Origin of the sequence: Micromonospora sp. URMC 105, from assembly GCF_051386295.1 — a bacterium.
GTDB lineage: Bacteria > Actinomycetota > Actinomycetes > Mycobacteriales > Micromonosporaceae > Micromonospora.
In genome coordinates this window covers 48,998-63,952 of sequence record NZ_JBPQTL010000026.1, presented here as the reverse complement: position 1 = coordinate 63,952, position 14,955 = coordinate 48,998, and the positions used below count along the sequence as shown (strand labels likewise).

The 14,955-nt window shown below is 74.3% G+C and carries 13 protein-coding genes; 2 read left to right on the top strand and 11 right to left on the bottom strand.

Features of this window, described 5'->3' with window-relative positions; translation table 11 throughout:
* From ACSNN7_RS11845 to ACSNN7_RS11810, 8 genes are all read right to left on the bottom strand, one after another.
* A partial coding sequence (locus tag ACSNN7_RS11845; RefSeq protein WP_436680783.1) for a hypothetical protein occupies positions 1 to 230 on the bottom strand: 230 nt, incomplete at its 3' end.
* On the bottom strand, positions 227 to 928 hold the full coding sequence (locus ACSNN7_RS11840; RefSeq protein WP_436680782.1) for a hypothetical protein: 702 nt from the start codon (positions 926 to 928) through the stop codon (positions 227 to 229). The genes ACSNN7_RS11840 and ACSNN7_RS11845, both read right to left, overlap by 4 nt.
* On the bottom strand, positions 925 to 1,443 hold the full coding sequence (locus ACSNN7_RS11835) for a phage tail protein (protein ID WP_436680781.1): 519 nt from the start codon (positions 1,441 to 1,443) through the stop codon (positions 925 to 927). Before ACSNN7_RS11835 ends, ACSNN7_RS11840 begins: the two co-directional genes overlap by 4 nt.
* A gap of 12 nt (positions 1,444 to 1,455) precedes the next feature.
* Positions 1,456 to 3,471 carry a phage tail sheath family protein gene (locus tag ACSNN7_RS11830; protein WP_436680780.1) on the bottom strand — a complete coding sequence of 672 codons (2,016 nt, stop codon included), beginning with the start codon at positions 3,469 to 3,471 and terminating at the stop codon, positions 1,456 to 1,458.
* Positions 3,472 to 3,674: 203 nt separating this feature from the next.
* The gene (locus tag ACSNN7_RS11825; RefSeq protein WP_436680779.1) at positions 3,675 to 4,151 is read right to left on the bottom strand and encodes a macro domain-containing protein; all 477 of its coding nucleotides are present in this window, start codon (positions 4,149 to 4,151) and stop codon (positions 3,675 to 3,677) included.
* A gap of 56 nt (positions 4,152 to 4,207) precedes the next feature.
* Positions 4,208 to 4,981: a nucleotidyltransferase domain-containing protein gene (locus ACSNN7_RS11820; protein WP_436680778.1), complete on the bottom strand. Its 774-nt coding sequence runs from the start codon at positions 4,979 to 4,981 to the stop codon at positions 4,208 to 4,210.
* Positions 4,982 to 5,037: 56 nt separating this feature from the next.
* Positions 5,038 to 5,703 carry a hypothetical protein gene (locus ACSNN7_RS11815; protein WP_436680777.1) on the bottom strand — a complete coding sequence of 222 codons (666 nt, stop codon included), beginning with the start codon at positions 5,701 to 5,703 and terminating at the stop codon, positions 5,038 to 5,040.
* Between the two features lie 22 nt (positions 5,704 to 5,725).
* On the bottom strand, positions 5,726 to 6,661 hold the full coding sequence (locus tag ACSNN7_RS11810; protein WP_436680776.1) for a diacylglycerol/lipid kinase family protein: 936 nt from the start codon (positions 6,659 to 6,661) through the stop codon (positions 5,726 to 5,728).
* Between the two features lie 264 nt (positions 6,662 to 6,925).
* On the opposite strand from ACSNN7_RS11810, the gene ACSNN7_RS11805 reads away from it, so the two are divergent.
* Together ACSNN7_RS11805 and ACSNN7_RS11800 are read left to right on the top strand one after the other, a co-directional pair.
* On the top strand, positions 6,926 to 7,939 hold the full coding sequence (locus ACSNN7_RS11805; RefSeq protein ID WP_436680775.1) for a helix-turn-helix domain-containing protein: 1,014 nt from the start codon (positions 6,926 to 6,928) through the stop codon (positions 7,937 to 7,939).
* Positions 7,940 to 8,171: 232 nt separating this feature from the next.
* Entirely contained in the window at positions 8,172 to 9,125 is a 954-nt protein-coding gene (locus ACSNN7_RS11800) for an alpha/beta fold hydrolase (RefSeq protein ID WP_436680774.1), read from the top strand.
* On the opposite strand, the gene fxsT is transcribed toward ACSNN7_RS11800, so the two are convergent.
* Genes fxsT through ACSNN7_RS11785 form a run of 3 tightly spaced genes read right to left on the bottom strand, consistent with a single transcriptional unit; the run spans position 9,119 to position 14,863 of the window.
* Positions 9,119 to 13,033 (bottom strand): FxSxx-COOH system tetratricopeptide repeat protein, encoded by a 3,915-nt coding sequence (gene fxsT, locus ACSNN7_RS11795; protein ID WP_436680773.1) that lies wholly within the window; start codon positions 13,031 to 13,033, stop codon positions 9,119 to 9,121. The two genes, ACSNN7_RS11800 and fxsT, sit on opposite strands and share 7 nt — an antisense overlap.
* Positions 13,030 to 14,196, bottom strand: coding sequence for a TIR-like protein FxsC (locus tag ACSNN7_RS11790; protein WP_436680772.1), 1,167 nt, complete (start codon positions 14,194 to 14,196; stop codon positions 13,030 to 13,032). Before ACSNN7_RS11790 ends, fxsT begins: the two co-directional genes overlap by 4 nt.
* Positions 14,183 to 14,863: a TIR-like protein FxsC gene (locus tag ACSNN7_RS11785; RefSeq protein ID WP_436680771.1), complete on the bottom strand. Its 681-nt coding sequence runs from the start codon at positions 14,861 to 14,863 to the stop codon at positions 14,183 to 14,185. The genes ACSNN7_RS11790 and ACSNN7_RS11785 overlap by 14 nt, the downstream gene beginning before the upstream one ends.
* Positions 14,864 to 14,955 lie beyond the last annotated feature (92 nt).

Below are 14,955 nucleotides of genomic sequence, written 5' to 3'. Positions count from 1 at the left end.
GCCGGCGGCGGCGCGGCGGCGACGGCCGGGGCGGCGGGCGGCCCCGGCGGCGCGGCCTCGGCACGGGTCGCGGGGCGGGGCGGGACCGGGGCGTCCCGCTCGATGTCGTACGCCTCGAACCCGCCGCCCGCCTCGGGCTGCTCGGGCTCGAACCGGCCGAGCGTGCGCGGCTGGAGCCGGTGCGCGGTGCCCACGGCCAGGGCGGCCAGCGCGGCCAGGTAGCCGGTCACGGCACCTGCTCCAGGTACGCGGCGCGGCGGTGCGGGCCGAGCCCCAGCACCTCCGCCTCCGACCAGCCGTACGCGCGGGCCAGCCGGTGCACCTCGCCGAGCAGCCGCCGGACCCGGGCGTCGGCGGCCTGCCAGGCCCAGGCGGGCAGGTCCAGCAGCGCCTCGGTGGCGGTGCCGCAGGCCGGGCAGGTCAGCGCGACGGCGATCACCCCGAGCGGGTCCCGTTCGGCCATCGCGGCCGACACGGCGGGCAGCAGGTCGGCCGGCTCGGCGACCGGCGGCTCGGCGGCGATCAGGCAGCGCTGGAGCAGCCGGCGCTCGGCAGCCGCCGGGTCGCCCGCGTGCGCCGCCTCGGCCAGGTCGGCCGGGGTGGGCAGGCGCAGCGTCAGCCGGTGCCCCCGCCAGTCGAGGGTGAAAGGCCCGGTGGCCGGCTCCGGCGCGGCGGCCAGCAGCTCGGCCACCGTGAAGCCCACCTCCAGGCGTTCCGGGCAGGCCGGGCAGTCCAAGATGGTCGACACCTGGCCGCCGGTCCAGTCCCCGGCGGTCTGCAGCAGCAGGGCCGCCACCGCGCCGACCGGCAGCCGGTCGGCGTCGGGGCGGTCCAGCAGCAGCAGCGGACGGTCCGCCGCCGGCCGGTCGAGCGCGTGGTCCCAGGCGGAGACCAGCTCCGCCTCGCTCAGCCCCCGCCCTCCGGTCACGACCCGAGCCGGGGCTCGGCCGGCTCGGCGACCGCCTCGTCGCGCTCCCAGCCCTCGTTCTCCAGCTTGAGGTGCTCGATCGCCACCGCGTTGGCGTTGGCGTCCAGCTCCGGCAGTGCCTGGTACTCCGAGACCCAGCACCGGAACAGCCGGTACGACTGGGCGACCTGGCCGGCCTCGTTGAGCAGCTCGATGGTGATGTCCCGGCGGAAGTCGGCCAGCGACACCTCCGAGCCGAGCCCGGCGTGCAGCGCCCAGATCTTCCCGGCCCACGCGGCGAACTCCGCGTCGTGGGTCAGCCCCCGCTCCAGCGTCACCGCCTCGAACTCGGTACGCCCCGGCGACTTGCGGCTGGTCGACGGGTCGCCGCCGTCGCGGTGCTTGACCACCTCGGTGGTCCGCTTCAGCGCGCTGACCTTGCTCACCCCGGCCACGTACCTGCCGTCCCACTTGACCCGGAACTTGAAGTTCTTGTACGGGTCGAACCGGGTCGGGTTGACGGCGAACTGCACCATGACTCACACCTCTCAGGAGGGGTTCTGGCCGGCGAGCTGCTGGATCCGGATGATCACGAACTCGGCGGGTTTGAGCGGGGCGAACCCGACGACCACGTTGACCACGCCGCGGTCCCGGTCGTCGCTGGTGGTGGTCTCCGCGTCGCAGCGCACCAGGTACGCCTCGCGCGGGGTCCGCCCGGCGAACGCGCCCTTGCGGAACAGGTCCTGCATGAACGACGTCAGGTTCAGCCGCAGCTGCGACCAGAGCGGCTCGTCGTTCGGCTCGAAGACGGCCCACTGGGTGCCCCGGAACACGCTCTCCTCGATGTAGAGCGCCAGCCGGCGGACCGGGGTGTACTTCCACTGGCTGGCCAGCACGTCCGCACCGGCGGTCGTCCGGGCGCCCCAGTTGACGGTGCCCACCACCGGGAAGGTGCGCAGGCAGTTGAGCCCGAGCGGGTTGAGCACGCCGTTCTCGGCGTCGGTCAGCGGGTACGTCAGGGTGGTCACCCCGCGCAGCTGCGCCTCGGTGCCGGCCGGGGCCTTCCAGACGCCCCGCTCCGCGTCCTGGCGGGCGTAGAGGCCGGCGAGGGTGCCGCTGGGTGCCACGGTGCGCGGCTGGAAGCCGTCGGAGGGGTCGGGGATGCGCAGCCGGGGGAAGTGCGCGACCGCGTTCGGTCCCTTGACCCCGAGCTGGTTGATCCAGTCCAGCGCCCGGTCCGGGTCGTCCACGCCGGGCGGCGGGTCGACCAGCAGCATGGCCCGGCGCCGCGCGCACAGCTCGTACGCGGCGGACCAGATCGCCTCCGGGTCCACCGTGCTGTCCACGGCGCTCGGGTCACCGGCCCGGGCCCGGGTGGCGTCGGGGATGCAGAGCAGGTTGAACAGGTCCGTCTTGAGCAGGGCGTAGATGCCCGAGTAGGCGGCCTCGGAGCCGATCAGGGCCCCGGTGCCGGGCAGCGTGGTGCCGTCGGCGCCGGTGACCAGGTCGCCCTGGCCGAGCCGCTTCGCGCCGACCGGCGTGTAGCGGCCCACGTTGGTGGTCGCCCCGCTCAGGCCGAGCAGGGTGGCGCCGTTGGCGACGTCACCGGAGGCGGCCACCCCGGCGACGGTGAAGGCGGTGTCCACGGCGGCCGGGGCGACCAGCGGGTCGACGTCACCGAGCAGGCGCAGCCCGCCCTCGGCGGTGGGTACGACCCGGACCCGCAGGCCGGCGGCCCCGTCGGCCGCGCCGAGCGCGGCGTTGATCTTGCGCTGCACCAGGGCGGCCACCCCGGCGGGAGAGGACGGCAGCCGCTCGCCCTTCTCCAGCACGGTCACCGTCACCGCTGCGACGGCCGGCACGGTCTTGGTGGGGTCGGCCGGGTCCGGCTTGGTGGGCCGGTCGGGCTGGACGGTGAGCCGGTAGTTCTTGCCCGCGTCCACGGTGGGGGTGCCGATCGCGGCACCGACCGTACCGCTGGGGACCGGCCGGCCCGCGCCGCTCGCGCCCGGGCGGGCCCGCACCAGGGACGAGCCACGGTCGGGATCGTTGAGCAGGGTCACCGCGTACGCGGTGCTGGCCGGGTCGGCGGAGAGGCCGGTGAACCGTTCGGAGACCCCGGTGGCGCCGTCGCGCACGCTGAGGTTGAACGTCGTGGGCTCGGCGGCGTCGTCGTGGTCGACGTCGACCAGCAGGTTGCTGCCCCACTGGCCGGTGCTGGCCGCGTCGAGCACGAGGGCCGACTTCGGGCCGGCGCCGACCTTGTCCAGCAGGGTCACCGACGCGGCGCGGGCGTCGCTCTTCGGCACCCGGACGACCAGGGCCGCCGAGCCGCCGTTGCGGAAGAACTGCTGCACAGCCAGGCTCAGCTCGGAGTCCCGGTCGACCCCGCCGAAACGGCGCTCGAACTCGCCGAAGGTGTTCACCCGCACGGCACGGTTCTCCGGCCCGGTGCGGACGTACCCCACGAACGCGGTCACGCCGGTCGCCACACCGATCACGGGACGGACGCCGCTCGGGACTTCCTCGATGTAGACGCCGGGGTAGCTCGGAGTCACGGGCATGACTACCTCGTCTCGGAGTGCGGGGTGGGCTGGTCACACCCTCCGCCTCCGGGCCGGGGCCGCTCTAGCGCGCACCCGACTGCGCGGAGACGCGAACCCGACACGCAGCGTCGATGGGGCCACCCGACGCCGGCCGCAGTGGCCGGCGCCGGGCACCGATCGGCGCGTGGCTGCGCACCGGCGGGGGATGCGCCGAGGCCCCGCTACCCGTGGTCGTAGACGGTCACCGCGATGTCCCGCGCGCAGAGGGCGTCGGTCACCAGCGGCTCTATCCGGTTCCAGGTGCCGCCGGCCAGCCCGCAGCCGATCCGCGGCATGTGCACCGACGCCCCCAGCGCCTGGACCTGGTCGCCGAGCGAGGTCAGGCAGCGCTGCACGGCGTCGTAGCGGATCGGCGGACCGGCGCTGCCGGTCCTGATGCCCCGCTGACCGACCCTGTTCGCCACCCACACGTCCGGAGCGACCCGGACCAGACGGACCGCGCCGAGCCCGAAGTCGTTGCGCGCCCGGTGCCGGTGCCAGTCGCGGAAGTCCCGTTCCGGCTCCGGCCAGCGGCGGGAGACGGCCAGCACGAAACCCTTGCCCCAGCCGCCGAGGTCGTTGCAGAGGTGCGCGATCACCTTCCGGCCCTTGGCCTGCGGGCTGGTCGCGTCGCCCTTGATGATCGTCAACGGAATCATGCCGGTCATGATGGCAAGCGGGTGCGACGACCGGGCAGCCGTTTCCGCCCGCCGGGTCAGCTCCCGGCGGCGATCTCTGCCAGCACCCGCTGCTGGAACGCCCGGGCCTGGGGACCGCTCGGCGGGACGCCACCGGCGCGCGCGGCGACGCAGCGCTCGATCAGGTCGACCTCGTAGCCGGCGTCGGCCAGCCGGCGGCCGGCGGCGACCTTCGACAGCCACACCCCGTCCCGGGCCTTCACCAGCGAGCGGCAGGCACCCAGCACCACGTCCTCGGCGCCGGGGGCGGGCGCGTCGTCGGCGGGCAGCGGCAGGGCCAGCCACCAGCGCAGCGCCTCGACGAGCAGCCGGCGCAGGTCGCCCGGGGCCAGCGGCGCGAAGACGTCGGCGGCGGGCGGGCCGAGCAGCGCGTACCCGTGTTCGTGCAGGATGTCGCGGTCCAGGCCGTACCAGAAGAGGCCGTCGGCGGCGGGCCGCTCGGCCGGGTCCCAGGTGGCGCGGAACGGCATCCGCGCCCCGGTGTTCAGCTCGACCTCGAACCCGGGTTCCGGGGTGCCGGAGCCGGCGGCGGCGCGGGTGTAGGCGACCAGTTCCAGGCCGCGCGCCGGGCAGGGCAGCGCCTCGTGCCGCAGCCGGGCCACCAGGTCCCGCTTGCGCGGCAGCTCCAGCGGCTCCGCGGCGACCAGCGCCACGTCCACGTCGCTGCGGCCGGGCTGGTACGCGCCCATGCCCACCGAGCCGGCCGCGTACGCCCCGACGAGATCGTCGCCGAGGACGTCGCCGGCCGCGTCGACCAGGTCGTCGAGGTATCGCCGTACGGTCGGGTCCATGGCCGCCATCCTGCCCCGGCCCGGTCAGCGGCCGGAGGCGACCCCCGAGGGGCGGCTCAGGCCGGGCCGGCGCCGGTGCCGCTGCCGTCGCGGATGATCGCCTCGCCCTTGACCAGCCAGGCGACGCCGAAGGCGAGCACGGCGACCGTCTCGCACCAGAAGATCGGCTTCACCGCCTCCCGCATCCCGTCGGGGAGCAGGGTGCTGGCCGGCGCGAGGGCGACCGCCGCGACGATGATCACGCCGCAGATCCGGTAGACACGGTTGCGGACCAGCTTCTCCGGGGTGACCGGGACGACGGCCGGGTCGGTCCGGGTGAACAGGAACAGGCAGAAGCCGGCCAGCAGCAGGAACAGGGCGGCGGCACAGACCTGGTGCACCCGGCCGACCAGGACGTCGGTGGCGCCGACCGCGTCGTCCCGGGCGCCGGCGGCGGTCGGGAACAGCGCGACGGTGACCGCCAGCGCCCCGCCGACGCTGCTCAGCACGTCGTCGAGAGGGCGGTACCGGTAGCAGACGAGGAAGACGCCGATGGCGCACATGCTGCCGACGAAGACGTCCCGCATCGCCGTGTGGTACGCCCCGCTGATCGATTCGAGCAGCGTGAGCCGGCCGGCGAAGAGCGCGTTGCCGAGGGTCAGCACGATCGGCAACGCGATGCCGACCACCCCGGTGCCCAGGCGCAGCCGACGGACGGTCAGGACGTCCTGTGCCGGGACCATCGCCCCTCCCCCGGGTCGTCCCTCAACTGTCCGCCGCGGGGCAGCACACCGTCAACGCCCCCGGCACCACCCGGACCTTCAGTCGGGTCGTCTCCCCGCGCGCCCCGCCGTCCAGCTCGTACGTCCTCGGCACCGCGAAGCGGACCGTCACCTTGCGGCCCCGGGTGATCCGCACGAACGGTGAGTCGGCGGAGCGGCCGGCGGCCATCCGGCCGAGGGTGCGCGCCCAGTCGATCGCGCCGTCGGCGGTGCAGACGCCGATCTCCAGGGCGCCGTCGTCGGGGCGGGCGTCGTCGAAGGCGGGCACGCCTCCGGTGATGGTGCCGACGTTGCCGAAGAGCACGCAGCTCGCCTCGCCGTCGAACCAGTCCGTCCCGTCGACCCGGATCCGGGTGCGGACCAGCTCGCCCCGGACGTGACGCAGGCCGGTCCAGAGGTACGCGGCCCGGCCGAGCCGGCTTTTGAGGCTGCGGTCGGCCTCCCGGATCAGTTCCCCGTCGAACCCGGCGCCGGCCATCACCGCGAAGTGCTCCCCGTTGAGCCGGCCCAGGTCCAGCCGGCGGCGCCGGCCGTGCAGGCCGACGCGGACCGCCTCGGCGAGGTCGGTGGGGATGCCGAGGTTGGCGGCGAAGAGGTTGGCGGTGCCGGCGGGCAGGATGGCCATGGCGGCGTCCGATCCGGCGAGGGCGTCGGCGCAGCGCTGCACCATGCCGTCGCCGCCCCAGACGAAGACCAGCTCGGCGCCCTTCTTCAGCGCCTTACGGGCCTTCTTGGGCGCCTTGCGGCTCTTCGGCACCTCGTACCAGAGCAGGCGCTCGACCCCGGCGGCGACGAGGGTCGCGCGCAGCTCGTCGAGGCCGCCGCCGAGGGTCTTCTTCCGGTGCGCGACGACCGCGACCGTGCCCACGCCCGTGGCCCTCGTCCGCGGCTCGGCAGTCGTCGTGTCGCTCGTGCTCATGACCGGAAGTGATACCCAACCGGCCCACCTCGCACGCGTCGCGCCGGACGGCCGGCGCGAGACCGCCGGGGGCGCCCGCGCCGCTTGGCCGACCGGCCCGTCCGCCGGCCAGCTCCGGGACGACGGGCGGTGTTGGCCGCTCGGTAACGCCTCGTTCACAGTGCCGACACCGGCCGGCCGGACCTCCTGCCCCGCGCGCAAATCACCGCTGGCGCGGCCGCAACACCTGGGACACACTTGAGGCCCGACACCGAGGACGGGGGCATGGGCAGCTCCACACAGGACGATGCGGCCGCGGCCTTCGTACGGGAACTCACCGACTGGCGACACCAGCGGCGACTGTCCAAGAAGGAACTCGCGGAGCGGACCGGCTTCGACCCGTCGTACGTCAGCCACATCGAGAACGGCCGGCACCAGCCCACCGAGGAGTTCGCCCGCCGGGTCGAACTGGTGCTCGACAGCGGCAACCGCATCTGGCAGCGGTACGTCGACTTCGCCGGCGCGCGCGGCGACGGCCGGCTGCCCGCCCTGGGCCCCACCGCCGTGCCGCCGCCCGCCGGGCCGCACCTGGTGATCGACGACGAGCAGGCCCGCCTGGCCCTGGTCGACGGCTGGTACGAGTGCCGGTTCCGGCGGGTCCTGCACAGCGTGGGCACCGAGCCGATCACCCGGCACACCGTGCAGATCGACATCGACCGCTACCCCGACGACCCGGCGCGCTCCACGGCCTTCCACAGCCGCCACCCGCTCACCCTCGACGAGGTCGGCTTCACCGCCACCATCGGCGCCGACCGCCCGGAGCCGATGCGCTGGCGGGCGACCCGCAGCCGGGACGCCTTCCTCAAGATCGCCCTGATGTTCGACACCGGCGGCACCCCGGTGCCGCTCTACCCCGGGCAGCAGACCGTGCTCGACTACGCCTACCGGGTGCCGGCGTGGAAGTTCGGCGACTGGCTGCAACGCGACATCCGGCTGCCCACCCGCCGCCTCACCATCCGGCTCGACCTGCCCGCCGCCGCCCGGCCCACCGTCTGGGGCAGCGAGACCTCGTTCACCTCCGAGACGACCGCCGACGTCGTCCCGCGCCGCCAGGAACGCGCGGGCGTCGTCGCGTACGAGTGGCAGGTGCCCCGGCCCCGGCTGCGCGCCCAGTACCGGCTGGACTGGCGCTACGACGAGCCGCGCGCGGCCGGGCTCGACGTCGACGCCCCCGGCGGGTGGGAGGCCGACGCCCCGGCGCAGACCTGCGGCGCGGGCTGCCCGGGCACCGCCCGGTAGGCCGCCGGGTCACCCGTACGGGCCGGTCGGGGCGTCCGACGGAAGTTTCAGCAACAGGCCCGGACAGGTGTCGTTTCCGACAGATCCGGCCCCATGTCGATGCTCTCCGTAGCGACGTGACCGGCCCGACCGTTAGGCTCGACTGCTGAGTGAGGTTGTCGCAGCCGGATCAGCGGCCTCACCCACCGGGTTACGCACGTTGGCTGAACGCAGCACCGGAAGGCAGGCTGGAGTGACCCGAGATGGCGAGCCAGGGGCCGAATTCGCCCACCGCGCGGACAACAAGCGCGTGGCGTACGAGGTCACCGGCGCGCCGGACGGATTCCCCGTCTTCCTCCTCCACGGTACCCCCGGCAGCCGCCGTGGCCCGAAGCCACGCGGCATCGTGCTCTACCGGCTCGGCGTCCGGCTCATCGCCTACGACCGTCCCGGCTACGGCGATTCCGACCGGCGGGAGGGCCGCGACGTCGCCGACGCCGCCCGGGACGTCGAGGCCATCGCCGACCGGCTCGGGCTGGACCGGTTCGCGGTCGCCGGCCGCTCCGGCGGCGGCCCGCACGCCCTGGCCTGCGCCGCCGACGGCGCGTTACGCGGCCGGGTCACCCGGGTCGCGGTGCTGGTGAGCTTCGCCCCGTCCGACGCGTCGCAGCTGGACTGGTTCGCCGGGATGAACAGCGACAACGTGCGCGGCTTCGGCGGTGACGGCGACCGCGGCACCGCCTCGGTGATCGAGCAGATCCGGCGCCGGGCCGCGCGCGCGGTCGAGGATCCCCGGTTCCTGCTGGAAGAGCTGATGGTGGAGATGAGTGCGGCGGACCGACGGGTGGTCAACGACGCGGCGCTGCGGCGGCTCATCACCGACACCTACGAGGAGGCGCTGCGCGCCGGCCCGTACGGGTGGATCGACGACGTGCTGGCGCTGCGGCGGAGCTGGAAGTTCGACCTCGGCGCGATCGACACCACGGTGACGCCGGTGCGGCTGTGGCACGGCGCGGAGGACACCTTCGCCCCGGCCAGCCACGCACGGTGGCTGGCCGGGCAGATTCCGGGCGCCGAGGTGGAGGTCCAGCCCGGCGCGGCGCACTTCGACGCCGTGGAGGAGCTGCCGCGCATGCTGCGCTGGCTCACCGACGTCGGCGCGCCGGTGGGCCGGGACGTGCTGATCGGCAGCCGCCCCGATCAGTAGGGGTGCGGGTCGACGACCCGGCGCACCAGCCGGCCGTCGCGCAGCACCAGCACGCTCGGGTGCCGCTGGCCGATCCGGTCGGCCAGCCGGTCGGCGATCCGGGTCCGCCCGATGCTCACCAGTCCGCCCGAGGCCAGCTGGTGGACGACCTCGAGGTTGCCCAGGCCACGCAGGGTGTCGGGGTGATCGGGGCCGAGCACCTCGGTCATCCGGTCGACGACCGCCCGCAGCCGCGCCCGGCCCTCCTCCAGCTCCCCGGAGTAGATGTCGAAGACCGCCACGTTGTTCGCCGCCGCCAGCACGAACGGGTGCCGCTCGTCCAGCGCCGCGCGCAGCGCCTCCGCGGCCGACTCGGCGAGCGTCCGGGCCGTGCCGGTCTCCCCCGCGTCCCAGGTCGCCACCGCCAGGTTGTTGCGGCAGACCAGCGCGTACGGGTGGTCGGCGCCGAACACCTGAGCGAACGTCTGGCCCACCTCGGCCAGCTCGGCGCGGGCCCGGCCGCCCTGGCCCTGCAGCATGAGGTTGGCCGTCCGGCTCAACCAGCTGAACAGGGTGTCCGGGTTGGCCGGGCCGAAGCTGGTCCGCAGCCGCTCGTAGGCGACGTCGAGCAGCTCGGCCGCCTCGTCGATCTCCCCGGTGCTGCGCAGCGATACGGCGAGGTTGGCCTGGGCGACGAGCGCGTCGCGGGAGTGTTCACCGAAGAGCCGGCGGTAGCCCTCCACCACGCCGCGCAGCAGCGACACCGACCGCTCGTACTCGCCGACCTCGCGCAGGTCCCGGGCCAGGTTGCTGGCGGAGAAGAGGGTCCGCGGGTGGTCGGTGCCGAGCACCAGCCGCAGCCGGCGGTAGGTGCTCTCGTCCAGCTCCCGGGACCGGGTGAACTGCCCCATCAGCTGGTACGAGGCGGCCAGGTTGTTGGCGGCGGCCAGGGTGCGGCGGTTGTCCTCGCCGAACACCTCCACCGAGGCCGCGTAGGTGCGCAGGTCCCGCTCCAGCGCCTCCCGGTAGCGGCCGAGGGCGCGCAGATCGCCGGCGTAGCTGCCGGCCGTCATCAGCGTGTACGGGTGACTGGCGCCGATCAGCTCCTCCTGCTGGCGCAGGGTGTCCTCGTCGAGCCGGCGGGCCTCCTCGAAGCGGCCCAGGCCACGCAGCAGGTTCGCCCAGTTGAACCGCAGGTGCAGCAGCTGCACCCGCAGCGCCCGGTGCGGCGGTGAGTCGGGTGAGAGCTCCTCCAGCCGCGTCGACCAGGTCTTGTCGGCCTGGCGCGCGTACTGCTCGCCCTGCTCGAAGCCGCCGTTGAGGTAGATGTACCGGATCCGGTCGATGACCAGCTGGCGGACGTTGTCGTCCTGACAGGAGACGGCGTCGGAGCCGTCCAGGTGCGGCCAGAGGATGCGGAACCGGTCCTGCACGGCCGGGTCCTCCACCTCGCCCGAGGGGCGGGAACCGGCGAGGATCCGGTGCACGTCGTGCTTGATCTCGTTCAGCTCGGTGTCGGACATGCGCACCCGCAGCGCGGCCTGGAGCAGGCGGTGCACCTGCACTCGCTGGGCGTGCAGGTCCACCTTGATCAACGCGAGCCGGTTGATCCGCTGCACCAGCGCCGCCGCGATGTCCCGCTCGGAGACCCGGTCGGCGACCCGGGCCGCCACCACCGGGTCGTGCGGGGCGATGACCCGGGCCACCTGGTCGCCGTAGAGCAGGTCGAGGGAGATCTCCGGGGCCAGCACCGAGGAGAGCTGGAGCAGCCGGTACGCCCCGGCGGACTGCTCCTTGAGCCGTTGCAGCGAGTGCCCCCAGACGTCGGTCTCCGGGCCGGTGCGTTCCAGCCCGGCCAGGTAGTCGACCACCGGGGTGCCGGTGTCGGCCAGCCAGGCGCCGGCCATCGCGACCAGGATCGGGATGTTCTCCACCGCCTCGGCGACCTGCTCGGCCTCGGCGACGCTCATCAGCTGCTCACCGATGCGGGCACGCAGGTGCGACACGCTCTCGCCCCGCTGGAACGCCTCCACGTCCACCGCCCGGGCCAGGTCCCCCCAGTCCGGGTTCCGGGTGGTCACCAGCACGTGCCCGTTGCCCTGCGGCAGGAAGTCCTTGACGTGCTCGTACTGGTCGGCGTTGTCGAACACCAGCAGCCAGCGCGGCGGCTGGCCGCCGTCCTCGTGGCGCTCGGCGCGGCTGAGCCACTGCCGCACGGCCCGGGTCTTCTCCGGAATGGTCGGCAGCTCCGGCAGGCCCAGCTCGCGGCCGAGGTCGGCCACCTGCACGTCGACGAACTGCGGCGGGTCCGCGTCGATCCACCAGACGATGTCGTACGCACCCCGGAAGCGGTGGGCGTACTCGATGGCCAGCTGGGTCTTGCCGATGCCGGCGCCGCCGAGCAGCGCCACCGGGGTGCGCTCGCCGCCGCCGGCCTTCAGCTCCTCGCGCAGCCGGCGCAGCAACTGCTCCCGGCCGGTGAAGCGGACGTTGCGGCCCGGCGGGTTGAACACCTCCGCGTCGACGGCCGGGAAGCGCGCGCCCGGCAGGCCCCGCCCGCCGTCGCCGGTCGGCCGCCCGACGAGCTTGAGCAGTTGCTCGGTGGCAGCCTCCACGCCCCGGTTGTGCACCGAGGTCCAGCTGCCGACGGGGACGTCCGGGGCGGGCGCGGTGTCGTCGAGGTGCACGGCGAGGGTGGTGCCGCCCCGACCGGCGGCGTCCGGGCCGAGCCGGTCCTGCGCGGCCACGTACGCCCGGGAGACCAGCCGCAGCTCGCGGGAGGCGGTGTCGGCCTTCACCGGCGCCACTGCGCCCGGCGGAACGGTCAGCACCCGCAGGTCCGCGCCGGTGAGCACCGCCTGCACCCACTCCGCCCAGGCCTGGTCCTCGGCGGCGTGCCGCAGCACGATCAGCTCGTCGGGGACGGCCGGCTTGCGCTCGAAGCGCTGCACGGTCTGCCGGCGCAGCGCCTCGTCGAGCCGGGGCAGGGCGGCGATCCGGCCGTTGGTGATGTGGCTGGTCAACGTCTCGTACGCGGACAGCAGGGTGGTACGGCCCCCCGGCTCGTCGCCGAAGGTCGCCAGCGTCTCCTCGTAGGCGTAGTACGCCCGGTAGGGCACCTCGACGGTCAGCCAGTACTCCTGGCGCTCGGCCTCGGTCATCCCGCTGGGCAGGCCGGCGAAGCGCTGCATGGCCAGCGTCCGGCCGGCGTCCCGCTTGCCCTTCTCCCCGTCGTCGACCCGCATCGGCACCGGCAGCACCCGCCGCGCGCGGCGGCCCTCGTAGCCGCGGACCCGGCGGGCAACCGCGGAGGCGCCGTCGATGCCCTGGTCGCTGAGGGTGAAGCAGTCCACCAGCACGTCCGGCAGGTGGATGGTGCAGATCTCGGCGACGTCGCTGATGCCGGTGCGGCTGTCGATCAGCGTGTAGTCGTAGTGCCGCTTCATGTCCTCGCGCAGCGCGTCGAAGAACTGCGCGCCGCCGAGCCGGTTGTAGAAGTTGTCCCAGTTCAGGCCGGTGACGCTGGTGGCGTAGTCGGGGTTGTGCCGGCCGGCGAGCAGCAGGTCGAGGCTGCCGCCGCCGGGGAACTCCCAGTTCACCGAGAAGGCGTACTTGTGCACCCGGGCGAACTGGCGGTGCCAGTCGGCGGGGCGGGCGACGGCGTCGGACTCCGTGCGCCGCCGCGCGTTCTCCCACTCGTACTCCAGGATCAGGTCCATCACCCCGCCGGTGGAGGCGACCTGCTCGGGGTCGAGGAACGGCGCGTAGAACCGGTGCAGGCCGGGCGATTCCAGGTCCCAGTCGGCGACGAGCACCCGCTGCCCGTTGGCGGCCAGGATCCAGGCCGTGTTGGCCAGCGCCATGGTGCGGCCGGTGCCACCCTTGTATGAGTAGAAGGTGACGACCTGGCCCTCGCGCGGTCGCGTCATCGGTCTTCCTTCCCTCGCCCTACGTCTGATGCCCCGGCCGGACGCAGGCTCGGCCGGGGCACGGCCGGACCCTCGGGCGGATCGACCGGGCCGTGCCGGAGGAACTGCTTGCGGGCCTCGATCACCAGCTGCGGCGCGCAGCGCTCGAACTCCGCGATGTCGCGCACCGGCAGCACCTGCGGAAAGCGCGCGTCCTGCAACGTACCGGCGATCGCCTCGGGCGTCGTCTCGCCACGCGCACCGTCGGCGGCGATGACCAGCGGCACCGCCCAGCGGGGCAGCCCGTCGACCGCGTCGCGCGCCGCCTCGGCCCCGATGGCGGCGTCCACCAGCACCACGGTGGGACAGTGCGGCGCCTGGGCGCGGGCGTCGGCGAAGGCGACCACCCGGGTGGAGAGGCCCAGCCGCTCGGCGGTGGCCGCGACGTAGTCGGCGACGGCCAGCTCGTGCTGGTCGCCGTACGGCCGCCAGCCCGGCGCGTGCGGGGTGAGCGTGGTGACCACCAGCGCGGTCTCGCCGCTGTCGGCGACCGGGCTGCTGGTCACCGTCGCGGCCCGGGACGGGGCGAGCGGCTCGCTCTCCGCCACCGCGATGATCCGGTCGGCGAGCACCGCCAGGATGTTCTCGTACTGCCGGCGGTAGGCGCTGAGCTTGCACAGGGCCCGCAGCCCGTTCTCGGCGTAGTCGGCGCGTTCGGCGGCGTCGCCGACCAGCGCCAGCGCCTGCGCCGTCTCGGGCCGCTCCTCCCAGGGCGACAGGGGCAGCCAGAGCACCGGCAGGATGTGCCGGGCGGCCCGGCCGGGCGCCAGCCGGGCGAGCCGGCTGCGGAAGGAGTCGCGCTCGCCGACCGCCCAGGCGTTGCTGAAGTACTTGGGCGAGTAGAGCGGCACGAAGACGTGGGCGAGGCTGAGCGCGTCGGTGAGCGTCTGCTTGAGGTCGGCACCCGGACTGACCAGCCCGTCGAAGAACCCCACGTCGAGCTCGCCGGTGCGGCGGGCGCCGCGCCGCACGGCGGCGCCGAGGTCGTGGAAGAACCGGTTGACCCAGAAGTCGGTGTCGGGGCGGGCCGCCGCGGACAGCGGCACGGAGTGGGCGTAGCTGAGGAAGAAGTAGGTCTGCCGGCCGGGCGGCGCCGCGGTCGAGGACGTGTCAGACCAGGTCATGCCCGACCTCCTCGAACGTCGCGCGCAACTGCTGCATGTCGGCCGGGACCTGCGCCTGCACCCAGTGCGTGTGGTACGCCCGGGCGACGCGCTGCGCCAGGCGCCACACCACCGCGTCGTAGGCGTCCTTGCCGTTCTTGCCCAGGCTGAGCAGGCCGTAGATGCCCTCGTCGTGGTACTGCGGGGCGATGTCCGAGGGTAACCGGGTGGGGGTGAACATCTGCCGCTGCGACACGACCGGCGGCACCCGGTGCCGCTCCACCACCGACCAGTTCACCGGGATGATCGGGGTCTCCCCCGGCGAGGCCACCGCGCCCGGGCGCAGCCTGAACGGGCGGCGGGCGAAGGCGTCCCACTCGCGGGCGCACCAGGCGCTGTTGAGGTACTGCGGCGAGATCAGCGGGATGAAGACCTGGCTGTGACCGGTGGCGAAGGCCAGGTCCTCCGTCCAGAGCTGCCCACCGTCGATCACTCGGTCCATGAAGCCGGCGGGGCGCCCCGGCGGCAGGCCGAGCAGCTCGACCACGTGGTCGGAGAGGTCGACGAAGAGCTGGAAGACCCGATGGTTGGTGTCCCGCGGGGGCGCGGCGACCCGGTTCTTCGTGCGGGCGTAGCTGAGGAAGAAGACGGGCGCCGACGGGTCGACCCGGAACTCTTCCTCGCTCACCTGCCGCTCCCGCCCGCCGTGGGACATCCTCGACCGTCCACAGTATCGGCGTACGCAATACCGGGGCGTCCCCGTCAGCCGCGCCGGAGCCG

Coding starts and splice junctions, on each gene's coding strand:
- ACSNN7_RS11820 (WP_436680778.1), bottom strand. CDS start 4,981: ATGGACCCGACCGTACGGCGATACCTCGACGACCTGGTCGACGCGGCC.
- ACSNN7_RS11810 (WP_436680776.1), bottom strand. CDS start 6,661: ATGAGCACGAGCGACACGACGACTGCCGAGCCGCGGACGAGGGCCACG.
- ACSNN7_RS11805 (WP_436680775.1), top strand. CDS start 6,926: ATGGGCAGCTCCACACAGGACGATGCGGCCGCGGCCTTCGTACGGGAA.
- ACSNN7_RS11790 (WP_436680772.1), bottom strand. CDS start 14,196: ATGACCTGGTCTGACACGTCCTCGACCGCGGCGCCGCCCGGCCGGCAG.
- ACSNN7_RS11825 (WP_436680779.1), bottom strand. CDS start 4,151: ATGATTCCGTTGACGATCATCAAGGGCGACGCGACCAGCCCGCAGGCC.
- ACSNN7_RS11835 (WP_436680781.1), bottom strand. CDS start 1,443: ATGGTGCAGTTCGCCGTCAACCCGACCCGGTTCGACCCGTACAAGAAC.
- ACSNN7_RS11830 (WP_436680780.1), bottom strand. CDS start 3,471: ATGCCCGTGACTCCGAGCTACCCCGGCGTCTACATCGAGGAAGTCCCG.
- ACSNN7_RS11815 (WP_436680777.1), bottom strand. CDS start 5,703: ATGGTCCCGGCACAGGACGTCCTGACCGTCCGTCGGCTGCGCCTGGGC.
- fxsT (WP_436680773.1), bottom strand. CDS start 13,033: ATGACGCGACCGCGCGAGGGCCAGGTCGTCACCTTCTACTCATACAAG.